We start from the raw sequence: 24,848 nt of genomic DNA, 5'->3' as shown, positions 1-24,848 counted from the left end.
CCCTCGCCCACTCCGCCACCGCGATGCATATCTCCACCCGACTGCTTTTCTAGGACGCGTGGCCCCCGCCGCGCAACCCGATCATCGTGTCAGTGACCTCCCCCACGGCCGCCCGCCGAAACGTGCGTTGAAACACCTGTCCGCAGGATCTTCGCAGCCCCTGAACAAGCCTCGCCACAGCATGGCCGGTGAGGGCTCCCCTATGACATACGTACGGGATCCCCGTTTGAGCTGTGTGTATCAGGTCTCAGTTTCGCAGACGGGGAGACGGGTGGGGGACCACGTCCGGTTCCGCCGCCGCCTACCCTGAGGAGGTCACCAGGAGAAGCCCAGGAAATCGGAGAAGGTCGGAGAAGTCGCCGGACATGAGTGAACTGCCTTATTCATACGATGCGCCTGTCTCGCAGGCTCTGTTCGACCGTGCGGCCGCCGTCACGCCCGGCGGTGTGAACTCGCCGGTACGCGCCTTCCGGGCGGTGGGCGGGACACCCCGGTTCATGGTGTCCGGCCACGGGCCCTACCTCACCGACGCCGACGGGCGCGACTACGTCGACCTGGTCTGTTCCTGGGGCCCCATGATCCTCGGGCACTCCCACCCCGAGGTCATCGCCGCCGTCCAGGACGCCGTATCCCGCGGTACGTCCTTCGGTACGCCCGGCGAGGGCGAGGTCGCGCTCGCCGAGGAGATGGTCGCCCGGATCGAGCCGCTGGAGCAGGTGCGGCTCGTGTCGTCCGGCACCGAGGCCACCATGTCCGCCATCCGGCTCGCCCGCGGATTCACCCGGCGCACCAAGGTGATCAAGTTCGCCGGGTGTTACCACGGTCACGTCGACTCGCTCCTCGCCGCCGCGGGGAGCGGCGTGGCCACCTTCGCCCTGCCCGACACCCCCGGCGTCACCGGCGCCCAAGCCGGCGACACCATCGTGCTGCCGTACAACGACCTCGAAGCCGTACAGGAGGCCTTCCACCGGCACCCCGGCGAGATCGCCTGCGTGATCACCGAGGCCTCGCCCGGCAACATGGGTGTGGTGCCTCCGGGGCCCGGGTTCAACCAGGGGCTGAAGGACGCCTGCCGCGAGAACGGCGCCCTCTACATCTCCGACGAGGTCATGACCGGCTTCAGGACCAGCAGGGCCGGCTGGTACGGCATCGACGGCGTCCGGCCCGACCTGATGACCTTCGGCAAGGTCATGGGCGGGGGCTTCCCCGCCGCCGCCTTCGGGGGACGGGAGGACGTCATGGCGCACCTCGCGCCCGCCGGCCCCGTCTACCAGGCCGGCACCCTCTCCGGGAACCCGGTCGCCACCGCCGCAGGACTCGCCCAGCTGCGCCTCCTCGACGACGCCGCGTACGACACCGTCAACGCCGTCTCGGCGCAGATCCAGGCCCTGGTCACCGAGGCGCTCACCAAGGAAGGCGTCGCGCACCGGCTGCAGACCGCCTCCAACATGTTCTCCGTCTTCTTCACGGACCGGGCGGTGCGTGACTACGAGGACGCCAGGAAGCAGGAGTCCTTCCGCTTCACCGCGTTCTTCCACGCGATGTTGGCGAACGGCGTCTATCTGCCGCCGTCGTCCTTCGAGTCCTGGTTCGTGTCCACGGCCCACGACGAGCGTGCCGTGCAGCGGATCGCCGACGCCCTCCCGGCGGCGGCCCGAGCGGCGGCGGAGGCCCAGGCATGAGCAACCCCGACATCACCGTCGTACACGTCATGCGGCACGGCGAGGTCGCCAACCCGGGCGGTGTGCTGTACGGGCGGCTGCCCGGGTACCACCTGTCGGAGCTGGGGCGGCGGATGGCCGACCGGGTCGCCGAGCACCTCGCGCCTCGCGACATCACGTACGTCTGCTCCTCCCCGCTGGAGCGCGCGCAGGAGACGGCCACGCCGATCGCCAAGACGCACGGCCTGGATCTCGCCACCGACGAGCGGCTCATCGAGGCCGACAACGTCTTCCAGGGCAAGACCTTCGGCGTGGGCGACGGGGCGCTGCGGCGGCCCGAGAACTGGAAGCACCTCGTCAACCCGTTCAAGCCGTCCTGGGGTGAGCCCTACCTCGACCAGGTCGTACGGATGATGGGGGCGCTGGACGCCGCGAAGGACGCTGCGCGGGGGCATGAGGCGGTGCTGGTCAGTCATCAGCTGCCGATCTGGATCGTGCGGTCGTATGTCGAGCGGCGGCGGTTGTGGCACGACCCGCGCAAGCGGCAGTGCACGCTCGCGTCCCTGACGTCCTTCACGTATCAGGGGAACCGGATCGTGTCCGTGGGGTACTCCGAGCCGGCGCGGGATCTTGTGCCGGCGCATCTCCTTGCCGGGGCCAAGCGGGTCAAGGGGAAGGACAAGGCCTTCGGTGCGTAACGCTTCGCTGTGATGGTGCGGCTCTTCAGGTAGTTCTTCGGCTGCCTCGCCGGTGGGGGTTGTTCGCGCAGTTCCCCGCGCCCCTAAAGGCCCTTTGTTGCGCTGTTGTTGCATTTGTTCCGGAATGCTTGCAATTAGCCGGAACCTCCCTGTTCCTCGCGTCCTCTGACTGGGTGACCACCAGAGAACGTGATGATCGGGGATGTAATGCGCACACTCACGCGAAGGGGAGCAATCGGTCTTGGGGCCGGGGTCGCTGCTGCTGCCGGGCTGGCCGGATGTGGCAGCTTCACCCCGTCAGAGGGGTCGTCGGGGATCGGGGGTTCCGGGAAGGAGCCCTCTGCCAAGCCGACGGCCACGGCGCGGCCGATCGGGGACGGGTCGACGTCGTTCACCGGGAAGCAGCCCCACCAACCGTCGAAGCCCGTGCCGTTGGAGCCCGGGCAGACGCCGCCGCAGTTCGTGATCTTCTCCTGGGACGGGGCGGGCGAGGTCGGCAACGGTCTCTTTCCGCGCTTCCTGGAACTCGCCAAGCAGCACGACGCGCACATGACCTTCTTCCTCTCCGGGCTGTATCTGCTGCCCGAGAGCAAGAAGCGGCTGTACGACCCCCCGAACAACCCGCGTGGCGCCTCCGACATCGGCTACCTCACCGACGAGCACGTCAAGGCGACGCTGACGAACGTCCGGCAGGCCTGGCTCGACGGACACGAGATAGGCACCCACTTCAACGGGCACTTCTGTGCCGGCACCGGCAGCGTCGGCAACTGGACGCCGCAGCAGTGGAAGAGCGAGATCCAGCAGGCGAAGGCGTTCGTGAAGGAGTGGCGGACCAACACCGGGTGGACCGACATGCCCGCCCTGCCCTTCGACTACGAGAAGGAACTCGTCGGCGGCCGCACGCCCTGTCTGCTCGGCCAGGACAACCTGCTGCCCGTCGCCCGTGAACTCGGCTGGCGCTACGACGCCTCCTCGCCCGGCGGCCGTCAGGTCTGGCCCACCAAGAAGAACGGCATATGGGACCTGCCGCTTCAGCAGATACCTTTCCCCGGACGTTCGTTCGAGGTCCTGTCCATGGACTACAACATGCTCGCCAACCAGTCGCTCAACACGACCAAGGCGCCCGCCTACAACTACCCGGGCTGGCGGAAGCAGTCGTCGGAGGCGTACATAGCGGGCTTCCAGCGGGCATACGAGACAAACCGCGCGCCCTTCTTCATCGGCAACCACTTCGAGCAGTGGAACGGCGGCATCTACATGGACGCCGTGGAAGCCGCGCTGAAGCACATCGCGCGCGAGAAGGAGAAGGGCGAGGACATCCGCCTCGTCTCCTTCCGGCAGTTCGTGGACTGGATGGACGTACAGAAGCCGGCGGTCCTCGAGAAGCTGCGCACCCTCGATGTCGGGCAGGCACCCGCAGCGGGGTGGAAGCAGCTCTGAAATGGGAGTTTCCGCCCGGAAGGGGGGTGCGCAAGATCCCCGGAACGGACATGCGAAACTTTTCACATGAGTGCCGCCAGCCGCGCCCCCCTGACCCTCACCGGTGCCGCAGTCGCCGCGTTGCTGCTGTCCGCCTGCACCTCCGGAGGGACCTCCGGCGGAGGCGGTGACACCAACTTCGTCATGGGCGAGGACGGCATCTCGACCGTCGAGCAGGGCGAGCGGGTCGCCGCCCCCGATCTGTCCGGCGGGACCATCGACGGCAAGCAGCTCGACGTCGCCTCGTACAAGGGCAAGGTCGTCGTGCTAAACGTGTGGGGTTCCTGGTGTGCCCCGTGCCGCGCCGAGGCTCCGGGCTTCGAGAAGGTCTACAAGGAGCTCAAGGGCCAGGGCGTGCAGTTCGTCGGCATCAACACCCGTGACACCAGTACCAAGAACGCCCTCGCCTTCGAGAAGCAGCAGGGCGTCACCTATCCCAGCCTGTACGACCCCACCGGCAAGCTGATGCTCCGCTTCGAGAAGGGCACGCTCAACCCGCAGGCGATCCCCTCCACGCTCGTCCTCGACCGGGACGGCAAGATCGCGGCGCGTTCGCTGGCCGCGCTCAGCGAGGAGAAGCTGCGCAAGATGCTCAACCCGGTCCTCTCGGAGAAGTGACGTGACCGGAGTGTCCACGCTGGCCGCCACCGGCTACAACGGCACCGTGCTCAACGGCGCCCTGCTGGTCGCCCTGCCGATCGCGCTGCTCGGCGGCCTCGTCTCCTTCTTCTCGCCCTGCGTCCTGCCGCTCGTCCCCGGCTATCTGTCCTACGTCACCGGAGTCGCCGGCACCGATCTGGCCGAGGCCCGGCGCGGGCGGATGGTCGCCGGTGCCTCGCTGTTCGTGCTGGGCTTCACCGCCGTGTTCGTCTCCAGCGGCGCGCTGTTCGGATACTTCGGCTCCAACCTCCAGGAACAGCACGGCTGGCTGAACAAGGTGCTCGGCGTCCTCATGATCGCCATGGGCGTCTTCTTCATGGGCCTGATGCCCTGGCTCACCCAGCGCGAGTTCCGCTTCCACAAGCGGCCGATGACCGGACTCGTCGGCGCCCCCTTCCTCGGCGCGCTGTTCGGCATCGGCTGGACCCCGTGCATCGGCCCGACCCTCGCCTCCGTGATCGCGCTCTCCTCGCAGCAGGGGAGCGCGGGCCGCGGGGCCATACTGACCGTCGCGTACTGCCTGGGCCTCGGCGTGCCGTTCGTGCTCGCGGCCATCGCCTTCCGTAAGGCGCTCGGTGCCTTCGGCTGGGTCAAGCGCCACTATGTCTGGGTGATGCGGATCGGCGGCACCATGATGATCGCGACCGGTCTGCTGCTGCTGACCGGCGCCTGGGACAGCATCGTGTCGGAGATGCAGAACTGGTCCAATGGCTTCACTGTGGGGATCTGATCGATGAGCAAGACGACCGCCTCCGACGCGACTTCGGCCGCCGCCGAGGACCAGGACCTGGGCGCCGCCGGCTCCCAGCTCTCCACCGCCCCCAAGGAGGAGCTGCCGGGCCTGCCCTCCATGGGCGTCGTCGGCTGGGCCCGCTGGTTCTGGCGTCAGCTCACCTCCATGCGGGTCGCCCTGCTGCTGCTTCTGCTGCTGGCGCTCGGCGCGATCCCCGGCTCGCTGATCCCGCAGTCCGGAACCGACGCCACCAAGGTCGCCGACTTCCGCGACAAGCACGACATCCTCGCACCGATCTACGACAAGCTCGGCCTCTTCCACGTCTACAGCTCGGTGTGGTTCTCCGCGATCTACATCCTGCTGTTCGTCTCCCTCATCGGCTGCATCGTGCCCCGCACCTGGCAGTTCGTCGGCCAGCTGCGCAGCCGTCCGCCGGGCGCCCCCAGGCGGCTGACCCGGCTGCCCGCGTACACGACCTGGCGCACCGAGGCGGAGCCGGAGCAGGTCCGCGAGGCCGCGCTGACCCTGCTGAAGAAGCGGCGCTTCCGCGCCCATCTCTCCGGTGACGCCGTCGCCGCCGAGAAGGGCTATCTGCGGGAGGTCGGCAACCTCGCCTTCCATATCGCGCTGATCGTGATGCTGATCGCCTTCGCCGTCGGCCAGCTGTTCAAGATGGAGGGCAACAAGCTGGTCCTCGAGGGCGACGGCTTCTCCAACACCCTCACCCAGTACGACGACTTCAAGTCCGGCACCCTCTTCGACACCGACGACCTGGCGCCGTTCAGCTTCAACCTGCACAACTTCATCGGCACCTACGAGACCTCCGGCCCCAACAAGGGCACTCCGCGCACCTACAAGGCCGCCATCACCTACGCCGAGGGCGCCTACGGCAAGGACAAGAAGACCGTCGTCCAGGTCAACAAGCCCCTGGAGATCGGCGACTCGAAGGTCTACCTCACCGCCCACGGCTACGCCCCCCTCATCACCGTCCGGGACGGCAAGGGCAACGTCGTCTACAGCGACGCCGTGCCGCTGCTGCCGCTCGACTCCAACTCCACCTCCTCCGGCGTGATCAAGGTCTACGACGGCTACAAGAACGCCAAGGGCGTCAGTGAGCAGCTCGGCTTCAAGGCCTTCTTCCTGCCGAGCTATGTGAAGGGCAACGAGGTCTCCTCCGCCTTCCCGGCGCTGCTGAACCCGATCCTGAACCTGGAGCCCTACCACGGCGACCTCGGCGTCAACTCGGGCATCCCGCAGAGCGTGTACCAGCTCGACAAGTCGCATATGAAGGACTTCAAGGACTCCAAGGGCCAGCAGCTGAGGGAGAACCTCAAGCCCGGCGAGACCATGAAGCTCCCCGGCGGCGCCGGCACGGTCACCTACGAGGGCACCAAGGAGTGGGCCAACTTCCAGGTCACCCAGCAGCCCGCCAGCGGCTGGGCGCTCGGCGGTGCCATCACCGCGATCTTCGGTCTCGCAGCCTCCCTGTTCATCCAGCGCCGCCGGGTGTGGGTCCGCGCTGTGCGCGGTGCCGACGGTGTGACGGTCGTCGAAATGGCCGGCCTGGGCCGCAGCGAGTCCGCGAAGGTGCCCGAGGAACTCGGTGACCTCGCCGGGATTCTGTACGACCAGGCGCCGGGCGCCCCCGACCCTGACGACGACTCCGACGACCCCTCCACCTCCCCCGACCCCCAAGCCGTACCTGCCGAAAGGCTCGAGAAGTGACTCTCGCCGCCGCAACCGATCTCGCCGCCGCGACCAACGAAAACCTCGCGAGCCTCAGCAATACGCTGATCTACTCGGCGATGGCCGTCTACACGCTGGCCTTCTTCGCCTACATCGCCGAATGGCTTCTCGGCAGCCGCAGCAAGGTCGGCCGCACGGCCGCCGCGCTGACCGCGCAGAAGAAGTCCGCGGCGAAAGCGCCGGCCGTCACGGTGCAGACGGCGGGCGGGGCCGCCGTACTGGAGCGGCCGAAGGTCGTCGTGCGGGCCGCGGCGGGTGCGCGGGATGTGCCCGACGGGCCGGGGGCGCACGGCGGGGACGAACAGGGCGACCTCTACGGGCGTATCGCCATCTCCCTCACCGTCCTCGCGTTTCTGATCGAGTTCGGTGGTGTGCTCGCCCGGGCCCTGTCGGTGCAGCGGGCGCCGTGGGGCAACATGTACGAGTTCAACATCACCTTCTCGACGGTCGCCGTCGGTGTGTACCTCGCACTGCTCGCGCTGAAGAAGAACATCCGCTGGCTCGGACTCTTCCTGATCACCACGGTCCTCCTCGATCTCGGCCTCGCCGTCACTGTCTTGTACACCGCCAGCGACCAGTTGGTTCCCGCCCTTCACTCGTACTGGCTGTACATCCACGTCTCGACGGCGATCTTCTGCGGCGCGGTCTTCTACGTCGGCGCGGTCTCCACGATCCTGTACCTCTTCAAGGACTCGTACGAGAACAAGCTCGCCACCGGCGGCACGCCCGGCCGCTTCGCGAACTCCGTCCTCGACCGCCTGCCCGCCTCGGCCTCCCTCGACAAGTTCTCGTACCGCGTCAACGCGGCCGTCTTCCCGCTGTGGACGTTCACGATCATCGCGGGCGCCATCTGGGCGGGCGACGCGTGGGGCCGCTACTGGGGCTGGGACCCCAAGGAGACCTGGTCCTTCATCACCTGGGTCGCCTTCGCCTGCTATCTGCACGCCCGCGCCACCGCCGGCTGGAAGGGCCGCAAGGCCGCCTACCTGGCCCTGCTCGCCTTCGGCTGCTGGCTGTTCAACTACTACGGCGTCAACATCTTCGTCTCGGGCAAGCACTCGTACGCGGGTGTGTAAGTGTTCCTTGCGGTGAAGGCCGGTTCCTGTGACGTGAGTCACGGAACCGGCCTTCGTCGTCCGGACAGGTAGAGAGGCGTGGATACGAATCTGCGCACACGCATCCGCGCGGGGGACCACCACGCCTTCGGCGACCTCTTCGACGCGTACGCACGCGCCGTGTACAACCATGCCTTCCGGCTGACGGGGGAGTGGAGCACGGCCGAGGACGTCGTCTCGCTGACCTTCCTGGACGCCTGGCGGCTGCGTGAGCGGCTCGACGAGGAGGGCGGCTCGCTGCGGCCGTGGCTGCTCGGCATCGCCACCAACGTCACCCGCAACACCCGCCGGACCGCCCGACGACACGCGGCGGCCGTCGCCCGTCTGCCGCCCGCCGAGGACGTACGGGACTTCGCCGACGACGTCGCGGGCCGGCTGGACGACGCGGCACAACTGGACGTCGTACGGACCGCGTTGGCCAAGCTGCGGCGGGCCGAGCGTGAAGTGCTGGCGCTGTGCGTGTGGTCGGGGCTGGGCTACGAGGCGGCGGCCGAGGCGCTGGGGGTGCCCGTCGGGACCGTACGATCGCGGCTTTCGCGAGCACGGGCAAAACTCGCGAAATATATGGAACCGCCTTACTCGCGCGGACAGATGACAGGTGACCGCACCACCGCGGTCGGGCCCATCAGGGAGGGAAACCGATGAACCAGCTTCCCGAACTTCCGGAGAGGGATCTGCCGCCGGGCCGTCACCGACTCCTCAAGGAGCGTCTGATGACCGAGATCCGGCGAGAGGACCAGGCCGCCCGTACGCGTGCCAGGTGGCTGCTGCCCGCGCTGGGGGCCGGTGCGGTGGCAACCGTCGCGGCCATCGCCTTCACCGTCCCCTTCGGATCGTCGTCGGCGCCGGTCGTCGCGTCCAAGGAGGCCGTGGCCGTGCTGGAGGGCGCGGCGCGAGGAGCCGAGAGCGGGGTGCCGTACGGCAGGGTCCGCGACGACCAGTTCGTCTACATCAAGAGCCGGGTCGCCTACATGCACCAGGTGAACGGCGGCCCCGAGAAGCTCGATCCCGTCCACACCAGGGAGATCTGGAACTCGGTGAACGGCAGCACGAGCGGGCTCCTGGAGGAGGACATCGACAACAACCAGCACGTGGTGCTGGAGGGCTGGCAGGACTTCACCTACCGCGATCTGGCCGAACTGCCCACCGACCCGGACGAGATGTACGACTGGCTGTGCGAGACGAGCGCCAAGAAGGTCGACGGCGAGCACCCGGACGGGGACGAGGAGGCCTTCGTCCTCTTCGGTGACCTGGTCCAGGAGTCGCTGATGCCGCCGGACGTGAGCGCGGCGCTCTACCGGGCCGCCACCCGGATTCCGGGCGTCGAGGTGGTCCGGGGCGTCAAGGACGCGGTGGGCCGTGAAGGGGTCGCGATCACCCGCCAGGCCGGCCGCGTGCAGGTGCAGATGATCTTCGACGGGAAGACCTCCGTCTTCCTCGGCGAGCGGGAACTCGACGACGACGGAACGGTCCGCGGCATCAGCGCGATCCTTGACCGGGCCATCGTGGACAAGGCAGGTCAGCGCCCGTAAGGCGTGCGGAACGCCCCGCCAGGAGTCACGCTGGTGTCATGACCGGTTCCATCGAGCAGGGCGCCAGCCGGATCCACGGGAGCACGCACATACTCCACTTCCTGGTGCGGCTCCCGAGGCCCATGGAGACGGTCTGGCCCGCCCTGGCCACCGCGGACGGCCTGGCCGCCTGGTTCACCCCGGCCGATGTCCTCGAACCCCGCCTCGGGGGCGCGGTCACCCTGCGTGACGTCGGCTCCGGGAGAGTCACCGCCTGGGACGTGGAGCGGATCGCCGAGTACACGGTGGAGGGCGGCGGCCGGCTCCGCTTCCATCTCGAGCGCGCCGGTGACGAGGGAAGCACGCTCCGCTTCACCCATGAGTTCCGGGGCGAGCAGGAGTCGGAGCAGCGGTGGCGGGCGCGGTTCGAGCGGCTGATCGAGAACCTCAGTCGACGGTGATTCAGTCGACGGTGATCGAGTCCAGCTTCTCCCGCAGATACACATGCGAGTCGACCGGCTCGTACGCCACCCGCCCCACCGGTGCCGGTACCGACTCCACGAGCGTGCCCGGGGTGCACTCGCCGAAGTAGACGAGGGACATCAGCTCTTCGGTGGGTGCGTCGGCGGGCGGTGGGAGGACGCGGTGGCGGCCGGAGCGCCAGCGGTCGCCGGTCCAACGGGCCATCAGGTCACCGATGTTGATGGTGAAGGCCTCCGGGTCGAAGGGGGCGTCCTCCCAGCCGCCCTCGTCCGTGAAGACCTGCAGGCCCCCCTTGCCGGCCTGCCGGTCGAGGATCGTCACCGTGCCGAAGTCGGTGTGCGGGCCGATGCGGAACTGGCCCGGCTCGGGTGCGCCGATCACGTCGGTGCCCGGGTACCAGTTGATGTTGAAGCCGTACGTCGGATGGTCCATGTGCCGGGAGAAGAAGCCGGGTTCGAGCCCGAGGGCCTCACCGAGGAGGGACAGGAGTGTCTTCTCCAGGTCGGCCATCCGCGCCAGATACTCCTCGCAGAGCCGCTGAAGCTCCGGCACCTCCGCCGGCCAGACATTCGGCGCGTACCACTCCGCGTTGATCTGCGGGTCCTCGAACGGCTCGTGCGTCGCGAAGGTCAGCGACTCCTTCAGGTCCGGCGGGGTCTCGGTCCCCTCCGAGTACCCGTTGGCCTCCGCCCCCGGCCCCAGCCAGCCACGCCCGCCGACCTTCGCGGCGTACGCCTGCTTGACCTCGACGGGCAGCGCGAAGAACGCCTTCGCGGCCTCGCGGATCCGGGAGCGCAGCGAAGGGTCCACACCGTGCCCGGCGACGAGCAGGAAACCGGCGGTCTGCAGCGCCTCGTCGACGGTACGGGCGATCCGCGCCCGGACCTCCTGGTCGCCGTCGAACCAGGGCTTCAGGTCGATCGTGGGGATACGGGGCTCAGTCACCGATGTCCTCATTCCACAGGGCCGGATTGTTCTTGATGAAGTCGCGCATCATGCCGACGCACTCGGGATCGTCCAGGAGCACGATCTCGACACCGTGCTCGGCGAGCCAGTCGTGGCCGCCGTGGAAGGTGGCCGCCTCGCCGATCAGCACCCGTGAGATGCCGAACTGGCGGACCAGTCCCGAGCAGTACCAGCATGGCGAGAGCGTCGTCACCATCGTCGTCCCGCGATACGACCGCTGCCGTCCCGCGGCACGGAAGGCGGCCGTCTCCGCGTGCATGGACGGGTCGCCGTCCTGGACCCGCCGGTTGTGGCCGCGCCCGAGGAGCGTGCCGTCGGCGCCGTAGAGCGCGGCACCGATCGGGATGCCGCCCTCGGCGAGCCCGGCGCGGGCCTCTTCGATCGCGGTGGTGAGCCAGGTGCGTGCCTGTGCCTGATCCATACGTCCACTCTGCTGGCGCGGAAACACCGGGGCAACGTGCGGAAAGTACTCTCCGGGCAGCCCGTAGCCGGACGGAATGTCAGCGCCCTGGAGGTTCCTGTGCCCGCACTCACCCTCCGTGAAGTCCTGGCCCTCGACCCGGTGCGCGCGGCCGAGCCCGAGCTGCTGGCCGGCGCGGGCGCACTGGACCGCCCGGTGCGCTGGGTGCACTCCAGTGAGGTCTACGAGGGCGCCAACTTCCTCGACGGTGGCGAGCTGCTGTTGACCAACGGTTTCGGGCTCACGGACGCGGACGAGGAGGTCCGGCGGCGGTATGTGCGCGAACTGGCGGCCCGGGACGCGACCGGTCTTGCGGTGGAGGTGGGCCGCTCGCTGCCCAGCATGCCCGCCGAGGTGATCGACGAGGCGGGCCGGGTGGGGCTGCCGCTGCTGGCCCTGCACCGGGTCGTGCCCTTCGTACGGATCACGGAGGCCGCGAACCGGGCGATCGTCGCGCGGGGTCTGTCCGACCGGCATGCACTCGTACGACCGTGGGGTGATGACCACACGGCCGCGCTGCTGGCGGATCTGGCGAACCGGGCGGCACTGAACCAGCCGGAGGTGGAGGCGCGGGCCGCCCTCGCGGGATTCCACCCGGGCCCCGGATCACGCCTGATCGGCGTCTCCCTGCACGGCACGCGCGAGGTGGGCGCCGTGGACCGGGCGGCACGGCTGCTGGGCGGGGCGGGGCTGCGGGCCGCCTTCCCCGGGGACGTGCTGGCTCTTCTGGCGCTGCCCGCTCAGTCCCGTCAGGGCAGCGCGCGGGACCCGGTGCGGGCGGTCCAGGAGGCCTTCCGCGCGGTGGCCGACGTCGGCCTCACGGTGGCGGTCGGCCACGCGGTCGGCCACTCCGTCGCCGCCGGGAGCGGCTGGCTGCGCTGGAGCGACACGCTGCGGGCGGCCCGTACGACACTGGAACTCGCGCTGACGGTGCCGCCCCCGGAACCCGGCGCACCGGACGGCCCCCTCGTCACCTCCTCCCGCGCCCTCGCCCTGGAACGGGAGTTGACGAGGGGCGGCGTGGACGCCAACCGGGAACGGCTCACGGGCATGGTCCAGCACGCACTCGGCCCCCTGCTCGCCTGGGAGGCGGCCCACCCGAGCGACCTCGTCCGCACCTTGGAGGTACACCTCCGGCACGGGTGCTCACCGACCCGGACGGCGGCGCTGCTGCACATCGGCCGACAGTCGCTGTACCAGCGGCTGGAGCGGATCGAGTCCCTGCTGGGCCTGGAGATCGACGACCCCGATCTGCTGGGGGAGCTGCTGGCGGCGGCCTGTGCGCACCGGGTGGTGCGGGGGATGGGGGCGGCTGTGGGGGGCGGGCTGCGGACGGTGGCCTGAGATCGGGGGTCAGGGGCGGGTGTGCAGCAGCCGGGGGGAGTTCTCGAAACCACTGCGGGCGTAGGCGGGGATCGCGCGGGGGCTGGAGTGCACGGTGACCCGTTCGAGCCCGAGCGTGCGGGCACGGTTCAGCACCGCGTCGAGAAGCCGGGCGCCCAGGCCGCTGTTCCGCTCCTCCGGTACGACGTACACGCACTGCAGATCGCCCGAGGCCCGGTCGAGCGCGCGCGGGCTCGGCACGCGGGGGAGGACGGCCAGCCAGGCCATGCCGATGACCGTGTCGTCGCGGACCAGGACGGTGCACGTGTGCGAGGCGGCGTTCTCGCGGGCCCAGGTGGTGAAGTGCCGTACGAAGTCGGCGCGTTGGATGTCGACTCCCTGGTCGTTCTCGACGATCCACTGCCAGCGGAGCCCGGCGACGGCTTCCAGGTCCCGAGGGCCGGCCGTGCGGATCGTGATGTTGCTGTTGCTCTGCATGTGCGCATTGTGCTGGGATCCGCCCGAACGCTTCCGCCCGTTCCCCCGTCTCAGTACCAACTGAGAGGGACGGAGGGGGACATGAAGCACCGCACGTGGATTGCGGCCGCCATCGGTACCGCCGCTGTGACGTTGGCCGCCGGTCTGTGGATCGACGCGCTGGGGACTGGGCACACCGACGGGGGACTCAAGGCTGATCCCGTCGGGGCCGAGGGCACGTCGCCGTCCGGTGAGGTGTCCGGTGGAGTGACCGAGTGCGTCGGGACTCAACCCCCCGGCAGTCTGCCTGGCCTCCCCGGCGCACCCAAGGGCGGCTCCGACGACACCCCGCTGTACCGGACGCTTGCCTATATCGACCTCACCAAGCGTCGTCACGCCGCCGTCTTCACCGGGCTGTCCGTCGACCAGCCCCACCAGACGGCAAAAGTCTGGCGCATTCCTTCCGCCGCGCTCGACGCCGACCTCTGCGGGGCCGCCGAGAAGGGCGTGACGATCCGGCTGCACGACACCGACGTCAACCGCACGACCCTGGACGCGCTCGCCGGGCGGATCAGTGAGGACATGCGGCGTTGGGAGGGCACGTTTCAGATGCGTGTGGTCGGCGTGGACGAGCGGGGATACGTCGATGTCGGCGTCGACCACCCCCGAAAGGCCGAGCCCATCATCAAGAAGGAGTTCGGGCCCCGGCACATCAAGGTGACGTACATGGGTCAGATTGAAGCGGACGTCGGCTGATACTTCCGCCGCAGCGCCCAGTACAGCCCCGCGCTCACCGCGAACCCGACCAGGCATGTCACGTCCCCGAAGGACGGCCACTGCTCCGGCACCCAGCCGACGTACTTCTCCTGGTTGGAGAAGAACGGCACGGACACCACGATGCCGGTCAACAGGGCGGCGATGCCGGGCCAGTTGGTGAAGGTCCGGTCGCCGAGCCGGGGCGCCAGTTCCTCGGCCGGCGTCCGCGCCCGGAGCCACCGCTCCACCAGGACGACCCCCAGCCACGGGCCCACCCAGTACGCGATCACCAGCAGGAACGCCTCGTACGCGTGCCCCGCGTCCGCGAGCGACGCCCACGCCGCCGCCGTACCCGCGAGACCGCACAGCACGACGATCGCGCTGCGCCCGAGCCACACGGGCAGCTTCAGGCCGAGCGAGGTGATCGACATGGCGGAGGAGTAGACGTTCAGGGCGTTCGCGGAGACCGCGCCGAGGATGATGGCCAGCAGCACCAAGTTGCTGAGCCAGCCGGGGAGATGGCCCGTGAAGGCGGCCGTAGGGCTGGCGCCCTCGGGGGCGACGATCGTCGCCGACGCCGCGCCGATCACGGAGACCACCGCGATGGAGACGAAGAGGCCGACGGCCGGGTACAGGGCCGTCCGGAGGCGGTTCGCCGTGCGCGGGAGATAGCGGGAGTAGTCGGAGGCGCCCGGGTTCCAGCCCGCCGCGTAGCCCCAGGCCGCGCTGAAGGCGAGCAGGAAGCCGCCGATGCCGCCGCCCGCGCCGGGGGCGGCGAGGTCCGCCTCCTTGAAGGTCCACACCCCGGCCAGCAGGAAGATCACCGCGAGGGCCGGGAACGCGTACTTCTCGAAGGCGTGGACGAAGTTGTGGCCGATGAAGCCGATCACGATCTCGGCGGCCACCACCAACAGGAGGGAGGGGAGCGGACGTAGACCGGTCAGGGTGTTGAGCGCGAAGGCGGCGCTCACGCTGTTCACGGCGAACCAGCCGACCCCGGCCACCAGCGCGTTCACTCCGGAGGGCAGCAGATTCCCCTTGAACCCGAAGGAGAAGCGCCCGATCGCCATCTGCGGGACCCCGAACCGCGGACCGTCCAGGGACAGGATCCCGTGCGTCAGCGCCCCGAGCGCCGTGCCCAGCAGCAGCGCCGCGGTCGCCTGCCAGAAGGTCAGCCCGAAGAAGAGGACCGAGATCACGCCGATGTAGACGGTCGCGAACTCGATGTTCGGAGACGCCCATGTCCACAGCAACTGCAGTGGACCGCCGTGCCGTTCGGCGTCGGGGATGGGTTCCGAGCCCGCCGTCTCGACGGCGATGACCTTGTCACCGTACTCGGGGGCGATCGTGCCGGAGGAGTCGGCGGGAGCTGTCGTCATGCGAGACAAGTGTCCGGCCCGCACCTGCCCCGGCCCAGGGGCGCATTGCCCGCTTCGGAGGGCTCCGCAGCGTACAGCTTGTCAGTCGTCCTTCGGGTCGTCGCCGCGCTTCTTGTCCTCCTCCTCGTCCTTCTTGAGGGACTTGAGGAAGTCGGGGTTGTCGTCAGGAGCGACGAATTTCGTACGGCTGCCCGGGGAGAAGGGGGTGATGCCGCTCGCCGGGTTCTTGCGGACCTTGCCCGCCACGAGCCAGGCGACCGGGCCGACCAGCACCTGGCCGAAGAGCAGGATGATGAACACCCACGCCAGCTTCGGCAGCTTCTTCACCTCGTCCTCCGGGGTGTTCAGGCAGTCGATGAAGGCGTAGATCCACAGGGCGAGGACCAGCAGGAGGGGCAGATACCTGAGCATGAAGGCGGTGAACCCCCAGAAGACGGAGAGGGGCTTGGGACGGCCCCGGTGACGGGGCCAGGGTAGCCCGTGGCCGATACTGGACACATGGCTTACGACGATCTTCGCTTCCTGCTCAGGGCGCTGGAGCGCGAGGGTGACCTCAAGCGCATCAAGGCCGAGGTAGACCCGTATCTGGAGGTCGGGGAGATCGTCGACCGGGTCCAGAAGGCGGGCGGCCCGGCGCTGCTCTTCGAGAGCGTGCGCGGCTCCAGCATGCCGCTCGCCATGAACGTCTTCGGGACCGACCGGCGCCTGCTGAAGGCGCTGGGCCTGAAGTCGTACGGCGAGATCTCCGAGAAGATCGGCGGCCTGCTCCGCCCGGAGCTGCCGCACGGCTTCGTCGGCGTACGCGAGGCCTTCGGGAAACTCGGCGCGATGACGCACGTACCGCCGAAGAAGGTGAAGTCCGACAGCGCGCCCGTGCAGGACGTCGTTCTGTACGGCGACGAGGTCGACCTCGACGACCTGCCCGCCCTCTTCACCTGGCCCCAGGACGGCGGCTCCTTCTTCAACCTGGGGCTCACCCACACCAAGGACCCCGAGTCCGGTATCCGCAACCTCGGCCTGTACCGCCTCCAGCGCCACGACAAGCGCACCATCGGCATGCACTGGCAGATCCACAAGGACAGCCGGAACCACTACCAGGTCGCTGCCCGGCGCGGTGAGCGGCTGCCGGTCGCCATCGCCTTCGGGTGTCCGCCCGCCGTGACCTACGCCTCGACCGCGCCGCTCCCCGGTGACATCGACGAGTACCTGTTCGCCGGGTTCATCTCGGGCAAGCGGATCGAGATGGTCGACTGCAAGACCGTGCCGCTGCAAGTTCCGGCGCAGGCGGAGGTCGTCCTGGAGGGCTGGCTGGAGCCGGGCGAGATGCTGCCCGAGGGGCCCTTCGGCGACCACACCGGCTTCTACACCCCGCAGGAGCCCTTCCCCGCCCTGAAGATCGACTGTGTGACGATGCGGAAGCGGCCGCTCCTGCAGTCGATCGTCGTAGGCCGCCCCCCGACGGAGGACGGACCGCTGGGCCGTGCAACGGAACGCTTCTTCCTCCCGTTGCTGAAGGTCATCGTCCCGGACATCGTGGACTACCACCTGCCGGAGGCCGGGGGTTTCCACAACTGTGCGATCGTCTCGATCGACAAGAAGTATCCCAAGCACGCCCAAAAGGTGATGCACGCTGTCTGGGGTGCGCACATGATGTCCCTCACCAAGCTGATCGTCGTGGTCGACGCCGACTGTGACGTCCACGATCTGCACGAGGTCGCCTGGCGGGCCCTCGGCAACACGGACTACGCCCGCGACCTCTCGGTCGTGGAGGGTCCGGTCGACCATCTCGACCACGCCTCCTATCAGCAGTTCTGGGGCGGCAAGGCGGGCATCGACGCGACGAAGAAATGGCCCGAGGAGGGCTATACGCGGGACGGCGGGTGGCCCGAGATGGTGCTGTCCGACCCGGAGACGGCGGCGAAGGTCGACCGCCGGTGGAAGGAGTACGGCCTTTGAGTTCCGCATCCGCCGCGATCCCGCAGCCGGGACGCACCAAGGCGTTCCTGCGTCTGGTGATGATCGAGCACTCGGTCTTCGCGCTTCCCTTCGCTTACATCGCCGCGCTCACCGCGATGTTCCAGTGGGACCGGAACATTCACTGGGGGCGGCTGCTCCTGGTGACGATCTGCATGGTCGGGCTGCGCACCTTCGCGATGGCCGTGAACCGGATCATCGACCGTGAGATCGACGCCCGTAATCCCCGGACGGCGCAGCGTGAGCTGGTCACCGGTGCGATGTCGGTGAAGCATGCGTGGACCGGTGCGTTGATCGCCGTGGTGATCTTTCTGGGCTCGGCGGCGCTGCTCAATCCGCTGTGTCTGGCCCTCGCGCCCGTCGCGGTGATCCCGATGGTCGTCTATCCCTACGGCAAGCGGTTCACGAACTTTCCGCAGGCCATCCTTGGTCTCGCCCAGGCGATGGGGCCGGTCGGCGGGTGGCTGGCGATCACCGGTGAGTGGTCCTGGGACGCGGTGATCCTGGGGCTCGCCGTCGGTATCTGGATCGGTGGGTTCGATCTGATCTACGCCTGCCAGGATGTCGAGACCGATCGTGAGATCGGGGTGATGTCGGTTCCGGCTCGCTTCGGGATTCCGGCGGCGGTGCGGGGGGCGCGGGTCTGCCATGCGGTGACGACGGCCTTGTTCGTCTGGTACGCGGTGGTGACGGATGCGGGCTTCTTTTTCTGGTTCGGTCTGCTGATTGTCGCGAGCGCGTTCATTTACGAGCACTCGATTGTGCGGCCGCATGATCTTTCGCGGCTGAACAGGGCGTTCTTCAGTGTCAACGGGTTTATTGGGATCGCGCTGTTTGTGTGTGCGTTGCTGGATCTGATGGTGCGGGGGCTCACGGTCTAGGGGCGGTCCGTTGTGGGTCGTCTGCGGCTGCGTCGTGGCTGGTCGCGCCCACGCGGCGGAGCCGCATATCGATACAGCCCCGCGCCCCTATCGGGGCGCTGCAGAACCGTGGGTGACTTCGCCTGGGTCGCCTTAGGCTCCGCGCGCGGGTGTCGCGGGGCGGCGGAATAGGTACGCCGCCACGACCCCCGACACCAGGCCGATCAAGTGGCCCTGCCAGCTGACGCTGGTTTGGGTGGGGGCCAGGCCGGTCAGGATGGAGCCGCCCCAGACCGCGGCTATCAGGAGGCCGACGAGGATGCCGAGGGGGCGGCGTTCCACGAAGCCGGTCGCCAGGAGGAAGCCGAAGAGGCCGAAGATCAGGCCGGAGGCGCCCGCGGTGTTGCTGTGTGCCGGGGATATGAGCCATACGCCCAGTCCGTCCGCGACGATGATCAGCGCGCAGACGAGGGCGAACCGGCGCAGGCCGCCGAGGGCCGCGAGGAAGCCGAGGACCAGCAGCGGCACGCTGTTGGCGGCGACATGGGCGAAGCCGAAGTGGAGGAAGGCGGCGGGCACGATGTCGATCAGCTCGGACGGTTCGCGCGGGGTGATGCCGAGGCTGTCCAGCGCATGGCCGCTGATCACGTCGACCACTTCCAGCAGCCACAACAGGGCCACCCAGCCCACCATCAACTTGGCCGCGGTCTTCGCCCGGTCACCCCGCGTCAACGCAAGGCCCCCACCGGACCCGGCACCCGGACCCCAACGCCGACCCCCGACCGGCAGCCAACCGGAGCCCGCCCCGAACCGCGAACCGGAGCCCGCGCCAGACCACCCACTCGGCCCGCTCCCAGACCCCGTACCCATACCCGCCATGGCATCCCCCAGCCCTAGCCCGTCACTCATAGCAACGGCCCGCACCCCTCGGCCGGTTCCCGGGGTGCGGAGCCGGATAGGCTCGGTGTCGTGAACCGAGTCAAGCCAGGAGAGACGGCGCGTACGCCTTGGATCGTAGGGGTGTCCGGCGCCTCCGGCACCCCGTATGCCGCCGCCGTGCTGCGCGCGCTGCTGGCCGCGGGCGAGAGCGTCGACCTGGTCGTCAGCCGCGCCTCCCGGCTCACCGTGCTCGATGAGACCGGCATCGCCTTCCGGGACGCCCACTGGCAGGACGACCTGCGGGAATGGCTGGCGCGAGGAGCCGACGGCAAGCCGGACGCCTACGCCGTGGACCTCGCCGGCGTACGGCACTGGAGCGCCGGTGACCTGGCCGCGGGCCCGTCCTCGGGGTCGTACCCCGCCAAGGGCATGCTGATCGTGCCCGCCTCCACCGCCTGCGTCGCGGGCGTCGCGCTCGGTCTGTCGAAGGACCTGCTCCAGCGCGCGGCGAGCGTGACCCTCAAGGAGGGCCGCAAGCTCGTCGTCGCCGTACGCGAGGCTCCGCTCAACGGGCAGACCCTGCGTCACCTGGTGACACTGGACGACGCGGGCGCGACCGTCGTGCCCACCTCGCCCGCCTTCTACCAGGGGGCCACGCACATCCAGGACCTGGTGGACTTCGTGGCCGGCCGGATCCTGGACGCGGCCGGTGTCGAGCACGACCTCTACCGCCGCTGGAAGGGCGAACTCGGCGGCGGCTCCGGCCCGACCTGAACCACCGAGCCACTGAGTCACTGGGTCAGTTGGCAGTCACTTGGCAACACCCGAAAAACTCGTCACCTCTATATCTCTAATCGTCGGAATCAGCGGAAGGCTTCGAATCGCATGGACGCGGTGGACAGGCAGCTCATCCAGGCCCTGAGAGAGAACGGCCGGGCCTCGTACGCGGAGCTGGGGCGCCTCGTCGGCCTGTCGGGACCCAGCGTCACCGACCGCATCAACCGGCTGGAGGCGGCCGGCGTCATCACCGGCTACCGCGCCACCGTCGACGCCGCCTCGCTCGGCCTCGGCGTCACCGCGCTGATCGGCATCTCGCTCTCCGACGCCACCGACCACGAGGACGTGGCCCGGCGACTGAGGGATCTCTCCGAGATCGAGGACTGCTGGTTCATCGCCGGCGAGGACTCCTACATGCTCAAGGTGCGCGCCGCCGACGTGGACGGCCTGGAGAAGATCATCCGCCGGCTCAGCGGTACCAAGGGCGTCTCCCGGACCCGTACCACGATCGTGCTCTCCACGAAGTGGGAGAACCGGGTCGGAGAATTGCCCGAAGAAGCGTAGGCGTACGGTTGTCGAGGCTGTCTGAGAAAGGTGTGACCCCCATGGACGTCGGGCTCAAGCGCGAGCTGGAGCAGAAGGTCAGGGCCGGTGAGCGGCTGACCCGTGAGGACGGCATCGCGCTGTACGAGTCGGACGACCTGGCCTGGCTGGGCGGGCTGGCGCACGAGGTGCGGACGCGCAAGAACGGCGACGTCGTGCACTTCAACGTCAACCGGCACCTCAACATGACCAACGTGTGTACGGCCTCCTGCGCCTACTGCTCGTTCCAGCGCAAGCCGGGCGAGAAGGACGCGTACACGATGCGCATCGAGGAGGCCGTCAAGCTCGCCAAGTCGATGGAGGGCGAGAACCTCACCGAGCTGCACATCGTCAACGGGCTTCATCCCAATCTCCCGTGGCGGTACTACCCCCGCTCACTGCGCGAGCTGAAGGCGGCCCTCCCGGACGTGTCGCTCAAGGCGTTCACGGCGACGGAGATCCACCACTTCGAGACGATCTCCGGGCTGAGCGCGTCCGAGATCCTGGACGAGCTGATCGACGCCGGGCTGGAGTCCCTCACCGGCGGCGGCGCGGAGATCTTCGACTGGGAGGTGCGGCAGCACATCGTGGACCACCGCACCCACTGGGAGGACTGGTCCCGCATCCACCGGCTGGCGCACGAGAAGGGTCTCAAGACCCCCTGCACCATGCTGTACGGCCACATCGAGGAGCCGCGCCACCGCGTCGACCACGTGCTCCGGCTCCGTGAGCTGCAGGACGAGACGAACGGCTTCCAGGTCTTCATCCCGCTGCGCTACCAGCACGACTTCGTCGACATGAAGGACGGCAAGGTACGCAACCGGCTCCAGGCGCGCACGCAGATGGCGACGGGTGCGGAGGCTCTGAAGACCTTCGCCGTCTCCCGGCTCCTCTTCGACAACGTCCCGCACGTCAAGGTCTTCTGGGTCATGCACGGCGTCCAGACCGCGCAGTTGGCTCTGCAGCACGGCGCCGATGACATGGACGGCTCGGTCGTCGAGTACAAGATCACGCACGACGCGGACGACTTCGGCACGCCGAACAAGCTCACCCGTGAGGATCTGCTGGATCTGATCCGGGATGCGGGGTTCCGGCCGGTGGAGCGGAACACGCGGTACGAGATCATTCGGGAGTACGAGGGTCCGGATCCGGAGCGCCGGGAGTCGCCGCAGCCGATGCGGGTGTGATCCTTCGACATCCCGGTACCTGATCGCTCCTTACGTCACCGCAGTTCAGGGCTGGTACAGCGCTTTGGTGGTCCCGGCAAGGGCCCGGGCGAGATCCGGCACCAGGTGCTCAGGGATGTGGTCGAGGACGCGTCGCCGTGCGCTGGCGAGTTGGGTGGCCTGGGCCGAGCGCATGGCGTGCAGACCGGTGTCCGTGAGGACGGCGTCGTTGCCGCGTCTGTCGTTGTCGGGACGTTCCTTGCGGACCATGCCGTGGTGGGCCAGCCCGTCGACCACGCGGGTGATGCGGGAGGGTGTGAGACCGGCCGCGGCAGCGAGTGCGGACATACGCATGCGCCGGTCGGGGGCCTCGCTCAAGAGGAGCAGGACCGCGAACTCGGTCATGGTCACGCCGGTTCGGGCCATGTCCTCCTCCAGCGCGCGCGGCAGGGCGTGGACCAGTCGCCCCAGGCTCCGCCACAGAAGGAGTTCGTCGGGGGTCAGTGCTGCGGGTCCGGTGTCGGGGGCCATGTCTCCAGTTTATTTGACGAGGCAAGCAAGGGAGATTAATACTTGCTGAAGCAAGCAACTGAGAGGTGAGCTGCTCATGGATTCGGCAACCCCCTTACCGGACGGGTTCACGCACGCCCACGCCGAGGTGAACGGCGTCCGGCTGCACTATGTGAGCGGTGGCGCCGGTCCCCTGGTCGTCCTCGTGCACGGTTGGCCGTTCACCTGGATCGAATGGCGGGCCGTGATGCCGCTCCTCGCTGAGCGGGGCTTCACGGTCGTCGTACCGGACCTGCGTGGTTCCGGCGACTCGGCCATCCCGGCAGGGCACTGGACCAAGCGGGACGAGGCCGAGGACCTGCACCAACTGCTGCGGCACCTCGGCCATGAACGTGTCTTCGCCGTCGGTACGGACGTGGGCTCGATGACCGTCCACGCCTGGGCCCAGGCGTACCCGGACGAGGTCTCCCGGCTGGTGCTCAGCGAGGCGTTCCTGCCCGGCTTCGGCCTGGAGGAGCACATGAACCCGGCCAACGGCGGCTCATGGCACTTCGGGTTCCAGGCCCAGAGCGAGTTGGCGGCGATGCTCACCGCGGGCAAGGAGGAGCAGTACCTGTCGGGCTTCTGGTCGATGATGACCCGAGGCGGCATCACTGACGGAGACCGCGCCGACCTCCTGCGCGCCTACACCCGCACCGACGCCATGCGCGGCGGGTTCGAGCACTACGCCACGCTCGTCGAGGACGGCCGGGCCGCCCGTGCCGGGGGCCCGGTCGGGATGCCGGTGCTGGTCCTCAACGGCGAACACGGCCTGCCCCAGGACGTCCTGCTGGACGGCGCCCGCCAGGCGGCCATGGATGTCCGCGCGGACATCGTTCCCGGCGCCGCACACACCTTCGCCGCCGACAACCCGGCATGGACCGCCGACAGGCTCGCCCGCTTCTTCACCACCACCCCCGCTGTCTGATCGCAGGCACACCACACGCGGCACACACCACACACCACACGGAGCACCAAACATGCAGATCCTCGTCATCGGCGCCACCGGATATGCCGGCCGACGCGTCTCCGCCGCTCTGGCCCGGGCCGGCCACCGCGTCCTCGGCCTGACCCGCGACACCACCGGCCAGGCCGCCCGGGACCTCACGATCAGCGAGGTCACGCCCGTCGAGGGCGACTTCACCAAGCCCGAGACCTGGCGCGGCCACCTGGATGGCACGGACGCGGTCGTTCACCTGCTCATGGAGCTGAGCGACCCGTTCGGCGGCGACCAGCGCCTGTTCGCCGAACTCGTCGCCGCTCAGGAGCGTGACGGGCGCCGTCGGCACCTGGTGTTCACCACCGGCATCTCCTCCTACGGCCGCACCGGCCTGCCGCTGATGGACGAGAACACGCCCGGCAACCCCGAAAGCCCCCTCGGCTTCCGCTTCACCCTGGAGAAGGAGCTGGCCGCCGGCGGCCTCGCACACACTGTGGTCCGCCCCGGGTTCATGTACGGAGGGCCCGCCACCACCTCCATGACCGGCGAGTGGTTCGCCGCCGCCGAGGCAGGCAAACCCGTTTTCTACGGCGACACCGCCAAGCGCTGGAGCTGGGTGCACGTCGACGACCTCGCCGACGCCTACGTCCGCATCCTCGACAACCCGACCGCTGTGGACGGCGACGTGTTCGTCGTCGCCGACGACCAGCGCCTGCCCGCCCTGGACATGCAGCACGTCGCCGTGCGCGCGGCGGGCTACACCGGCGAGATCATCCTGGGGACCGCGGAGGCCGGCGGGATGCTGCAGATGGCTGCCGACCAGGACGAACTCGTCACGAGTGCGAAGGCCCATCGCCTGCTCGGCTGGCGCCCCCGCCACGCCTCGTTCACCGACAATCCCGAGCAGCACTACCGCGCGTGGAAGGCCAACCAGTCGAGGCGGTGAGGGCAGGCGCAACGCACACTGCGCTGACCGGGCCGAGGTGGGTACTCGGGCGGCATGACTGGCACCAAGGCTCCTGAGGACGCCTATACCGCTGAACCCTTCCTTCCCGACCGCGGCGGTCTTCCCGCCCTGCGTCGCGCCGCCGCCGACTGTCGCGGCTGCCCCCTGCACCGGGACGCCACCCAGACCGTGTTCGGCGCCGGGAACTCGGATGCTCGCGTCATGCTCGTCGGCGAGCAGCCCGGTGATCAGGAGGATCGTCAGGGCAAACCCTTCGTCGGGCCCGCCGGGCGCCTCCTGGACCGTGCGCTGGAGGAGGCCGGCATAGACCCGGCGGACGCGTATGTCACCAATGCCGTCAAGCACTTCAAGTTCACGCAGTCCGAGCCTCGTAAGCGCCGTATTCACAAGGCGCCGACGCTGCGTGAGATGACGGCGTGCGGGCCGTGGCTCGCGGCCGAGCTGGCGGTCGTGGAGCCGGAGTTGATCGTCGTGCTCGGTGCCACCGCGGGCAAGGCGCTGCTCGGGTCGTCGTTCCGGGTGACGCAGGTGCGCGGGACGGTCCTGGAGGAGGAGATCCATGGACGCCGGGAGCGGCTGGTGCCGACCGTGCACCCGTCGTCGGTGCTGCGGGCGCAGGACGACAAGGACCGGAGGGTGGCGTACGAGGGGCTGGTCTCGGATCTGAAGGTGGCGGCGCGCGCACTGTCGTAATGGCTACGATGGTG

At 69.0% G+C, this 24,848-nt stretch carries 27 protein-coding genes; 20 read left to right on the top strand and 7 right to left on the bottom strand.

The window, feature by feature from the left end; all coding sequences use genetic code 11:
- Positions 1-365: 365 nt before the first annotated feature.
- From hemL to AB0I98_RS03515, 10 genes are all read left to right on the top strand, one after another.
- Entirely contained in the window at positions 366-1,682 is a 1,317-nt protein-coding gene (gene hemL / locus AB0I98_RS03560) for a glutamate-1-semialdehyde 2,1-aminomutase (RefSeq protein WP_362934628.1), read from the top strand.
- On the top strand, positions 1,679-2,359 hold the full coding sequence (locus tag AB0I98_RS03555) for a histidine phosphatase family protein (protein ID WP_362934625.1): 681 nt from the start codon (positions 1,679-1,681) through the stop codon (positions 2,357-2,359). Before hemL ends, AB0I98_RS03555 begins: the two co-directional genes overlap by 4 nt.
- 207 nt (positions 2,360-2,566) lie before the next feature.
- Positions 2,567-3,799: a hypothetical protein gene (locus tag AB0I98_RS03550; protein WP_362934622.1), complete on the top strand. Its 1,233-nt coding sequence runs from the start codon at positions 2,567-2,569 to the stop codon at positions 3,797-3,799.
- Between the two features lie 66 nt (positions 3,800-3,865).
- Positions 3,866-4,456 carry a TlpA disulfide reductase family protein gene (locus AB0I98_RS03545; RefSeq protein WP_362934619.1) on the top strand — a complete coding sequence of 197 codons (591 nt, stop codon included), beginning with the start codon at positions 3,866-3,868 and terminating at the stop codon, positions 4,454-4,456.
- 1 nt (position 4,457) lies between these two features.
- On the top strand, positions 4,458-5,228 hold the full coding sequence (locus AB0I98_RS03540) for a cytochrome c biogenesis protein CcdA (RefSeq protein ID WP_362934616.1): 771 nt from the start codon (positions 4,458-4,460) through the stop codon (positions 5,226-5,228).
- A 3-nt stretch (positions 5,229-5,231) separates the two neighbouring features.
- Positions 5,232-6,956, top strand: a complete 1,725-nt coding sequence (locus AB0I98_RS03535) for a cytochrome c biogenesis protein ResB (protein WP_362934613.1) — start codon at positions 5,232-5,234, stop codon at positions 6,954-6,956.
- The gene (ccsB, locus tag AB0I98_RS03530) at positions 6,953-8,053 is read left to right on the top strand and encodes a c-type cytochrome biogenesis protein CcsB (RefSeq protein ID WP_362934610.1); all 1,101 of its coding nucleotides are present in this window, start codon (positions 6,953-6,955) and stop codon (positions 8,051-8,053) included. Before AB0I98_RS03535 ends, ccsB begins: the two co-directional genes overlap by 4 nt.
- Before the next feature lie 78 nt (positions 8,054-8,131).
- Complete coding sequence (locus AB0I98_RS03525; RefSeq protein WP_362934607.1) at positions 8,132-8,737, top strand: RNA polymerase sigma factor; 606 nt, start codon at positions 8,132-8,134, stop codon at positions 8,735-8,737.
- Complete coding sequence (locus tag AB0I98_RS03520) at positions 8,734-9,624, top strand: CU044_5270 family protein (RefSeq protein ID WP_362934604.1); 891 nt, start codon at positions 8,734-8,736, stop codon at positions 9,622-9,624. Before AB0I98_RS03525 ends, AB0I98_RS03520 begins: the two co-directional genes overlap by 4 nt.
- A gap of 38 nt (positions 9,625-9,662) precedes the next feature.
- The gene (locus AB0I98_RS03515) at positions 9,663-10,064 is read left to right on the top strand and encodes an SRPBCC family protein (RefSeq protein WP_362934601.1); all 402 of its coding nucleotides are present in this window, start codon (positions 9,663-9,665) and stop codon (positions 10,062-10,064) included.
- A 1-nt stretch (position 10,065) separates the two neighbouring features.
- Here AB0I98_RS03515 and AB0I98_RS03510 read toward each other — a convergent pair whose 3' ends face one another.
- Complete coding sequence (locus AB0I98_RS03510) at positions 10,066-11,043, bottom strand: 2-oxoglutarate and iron-dependent oxygenase domain-containing protein (RefSeq protein WP_362934598.1); 978 nt, start codon at positions 11,041-11,043, stop codon at positions 10,066-10,068.
- Positions 11,024-11,473 carry a nucleoside deaminase gene (locus tag AB0I98_RS03505; protein ID WP_362934595.1) on the bottom strand — a complete coding sequence of 150 codons (450 nt, stop codon included), beginning with the start codon at positions 11,471-11,473 and terminating at the stop codon, positions 11,024-11,026. The genes AB0I98_RS03510 and AB0I98_RS03505 overlap by 20 nt, the downstream gene beginning before the upstream one ends.
- Before the next feature lie 99 nt (positions 11,474-11,572).
- Here AB0I98_RS03505 and AB0I98_RS03500 point away from each other — a divergent pair, with 99 nt between their 5' ends.
- Positions 11,573-12,856 carry a PucR family transcriptional regulator gene (locus tag AB0I98_RS03500; RefSeq protein ID WP_362934592.1) on the top strand — a complete coding sequence of 428 codons (1,284 nt, stop codon included), beginning with the start codon at positions 11,573-11,575 and terminating at the stop codon, positions 12,854-12,856.
- A 9-nt stretch (positions 12,857-12,865) separates the two neighbouring features.
- Here the strand turns inward: AB0I98_RS03500 and AB0I98_RS03495 are convergent, their stop codons facing one another.
- A complete protein-coding gene (locus tag AB0I98_RS03495; RefSeq protein WP_362934589.1) occupies positions 12,866-13,333 on the bottom strand; it encodes a GNAT family N-acetyltransferase in 468 nt (155 codons plus the stop codon).
- Positions 13,334-13,414: 81 nt separating this feature from the next.
- Here AB0I98_RS03495 and AB0I98_RS03490 point away from each other — a divergent pair, with 81 nt between their 5' ends.
- A complete protein-coding gene (locus AB0I98_RS03490) occupies positions 13,415-14,068 on the top strand; it encodes a hypothetical protein (RefSeq protein WP_362934586.1) in 654 nt (217 codons plus the stop codon).
- On the opposite strand, the gene AB0I98_RS03485 is transcribed toward AB0I98_RS03490, so the two are convergent.
- On the bottom strand, positions 14,044-15,447 hold the full coding sequence (locus AB0I98_RS03485) for a cytosine permease (RefSeq protein WP_362934582.1): 1,404 nt from the start codon (positions 15,445-15,447) through the stop codon (positions 14,044-14,046). The two genes, AB0I98_RS03490 and AB0I98_RS03485, sit on opposite strands and share 25 nt — an antisense overlap.
- A gap of 81 nt (positions 15,448-15,528) precedes the next feature.
- Positions 15,529-15,858, bottom strand: a complete 330-nt coding sequence (locus tag AB0I98_RS03480) for a PLD nuclease N-terminal domain-containing protein (protein ID WP_362934579.1) — start codon at positions 15,856-15,858, stop codon at positions 15,529-15,531.
- Positions 15,859-15,945: 87 nt separating this feature from the next.
- Between AB0I98_RS03480 and AB0I98_RS03475 the strand changes: the two genes are divergently transcribed.
- Entirely contained in the window at positions 15,946-17,403 is a 1,458-nt protein-coding gene (locus AB0I98_RS03475; protein ID WP_362934576.1) for a menaquinone biosynthesis decarboxylase, read from the top strand.
- Positions 17,400-18,302 carry a menaquinone biosynthesis prenyltransferase MqnP gene (gene mqnP / locus AB0I98_RS03470; RefSeq protein ID WP_362934573.1) on the top strand — a complete coding sequence of 301 codons (903 nt, stop codon included), beginning with the start codon at positions 17,400-17,402 and terminating at the stop codon, positions 18,300-18,302. Before AB0I98_RS03475 ends, mqnP begins: the two co-directional genes overlap by 4 nt.
- Positions 18,303-18,434: 132 nt before the next feature.
- On the opposite strand, the gene AB0I98_RS03465 is transcribed toward mqnP, so the two are convergent.
- Complete coding sequence (locus AB0I98_RS03465) at positions 18,435-18,974, bottom strand: rhomboid family intramembrane serine protease (RefSeq protein WP_362934864.1); 540 nt, start codon at positions 18,972-18,974, stop codon at positions 18,435-18,437.
- A gap of 276 nt (positions 18,975-19,250) precedes the next feature.
- On the opposite strand from AB0I98_RS03465, the gene AB0I98_RS03460 reads away from it, so the two are divergent.
- From AB0I98_RS03460 to mqnE, 3 genes are all read left to right on the top strand, one after another.
- Complete coding sequence (locus tag AB0I98_RS03460; protein WP_362934570.1) at positions 19,251-19,934, top strand: UbiX family flavin prenyltransferase; 684 nt, start codon at positions 19,251-19,253, stop codon at positions 19,932-19,934.
- A gap of 111 nt (positions 19,935-20,045) precedes the next feature.
- Complete coding sequence (locus tag AB0I98_RS03455; RefSeq protein ID WP_210581025.1) at positions 20,046-20,501, top strand: Lrp/AsnC family transcriptional regulator; 456 nt, start codon at positions 20,046-20,048, stop codon at positions 20,499-20,501.
- A 41-nt stretch (positions 20,502-20,542) separates the two neighbouring features.
- Entirely contained in the window at positions 20,543-21,706 is a 1,164-nt protein-coding gene (gene mqnE / locus AB0I98_RS03450) for an aminofutalosine synthase MqnE (protein ID WP_210581027.1), read from the top strand.
- A gap of 45 nt (positions 21,707-21,751) precedes the next feature.
- On the opposite strand, the gene AB0I98_RS03445 is transcribed toward mqnE, so the two are convergent.
- On the bottom strand, positions 21,752-22,216 hold the full coding sequence (locus AB0I98_RS03445) for a MarR family transcriptional regulator (protein WP_362934567.1): 465 nt from the start codon (positions 22,214-22,216) through the stop codon (positions 21,752-21,754).
- A gap of 76 nt (positions 22,217-22,292) precedes the next feature.
- Between AB0I98_RS03445 and AB0I98_RS03440 the strand changes: the two genes are divergently transcribed.
- The 3 genes from AB0I98_RS03440 to AB0I98_RS03430 are packed head-to-tail and all read left to right on the top strand — an operon-like array spanning position 22,293 to position 24,834.
- Complete coding sequence (locus tag AB0I98_RS03440) at positions 22,293-23,162, top strand: alpha/beta hydrolase (RefSeq protein ID WP_362934564.1); 870 nt, start codon at positions 22,293-22,295, stop codon at positions 23,160-23,162.
- Positions 23,163-23,214: 52 nt separating this feature from the next.
- A complete protein-coding gene (locus AB0I98_RS03435; RefSeq protein WP_362934561.1) occupies positions 23,215-24,120 on the top strand; it encodes an NAD-dependent epimerase/dehydratase family protein in 906 nt (301 codons plus the stop codon).
- A 54-nt stretch (positions 24,121-24,174) separates the two neighbouring features.
- A complete protein-coding gene (locus AB0I98_RS03430; RefSeq protein ID WP_362934557.1) occupies positions 24,175-24,834 on the top strand; it encodes a UdgX family uracil-DNA binding protein in 660 nt (219 codons plus the stop codon).
- The last annotated feature ends 14 nt before the right edge of the window (positions 24,835-24,848 follow it).

The sequence above is a fragment of the Streptomyces sp. NPDC050211 genome (assembly GCF_040656035.1).
Classification (GTDB): domain Bacteria; phylum Actinomycetota; class Actinomycetes; order Streptomycetales; family Streptomycetaceae; genus Streptomyces.
This window is presented reverse-complemented; position numbering and strand designations above follow the sequence as displayed.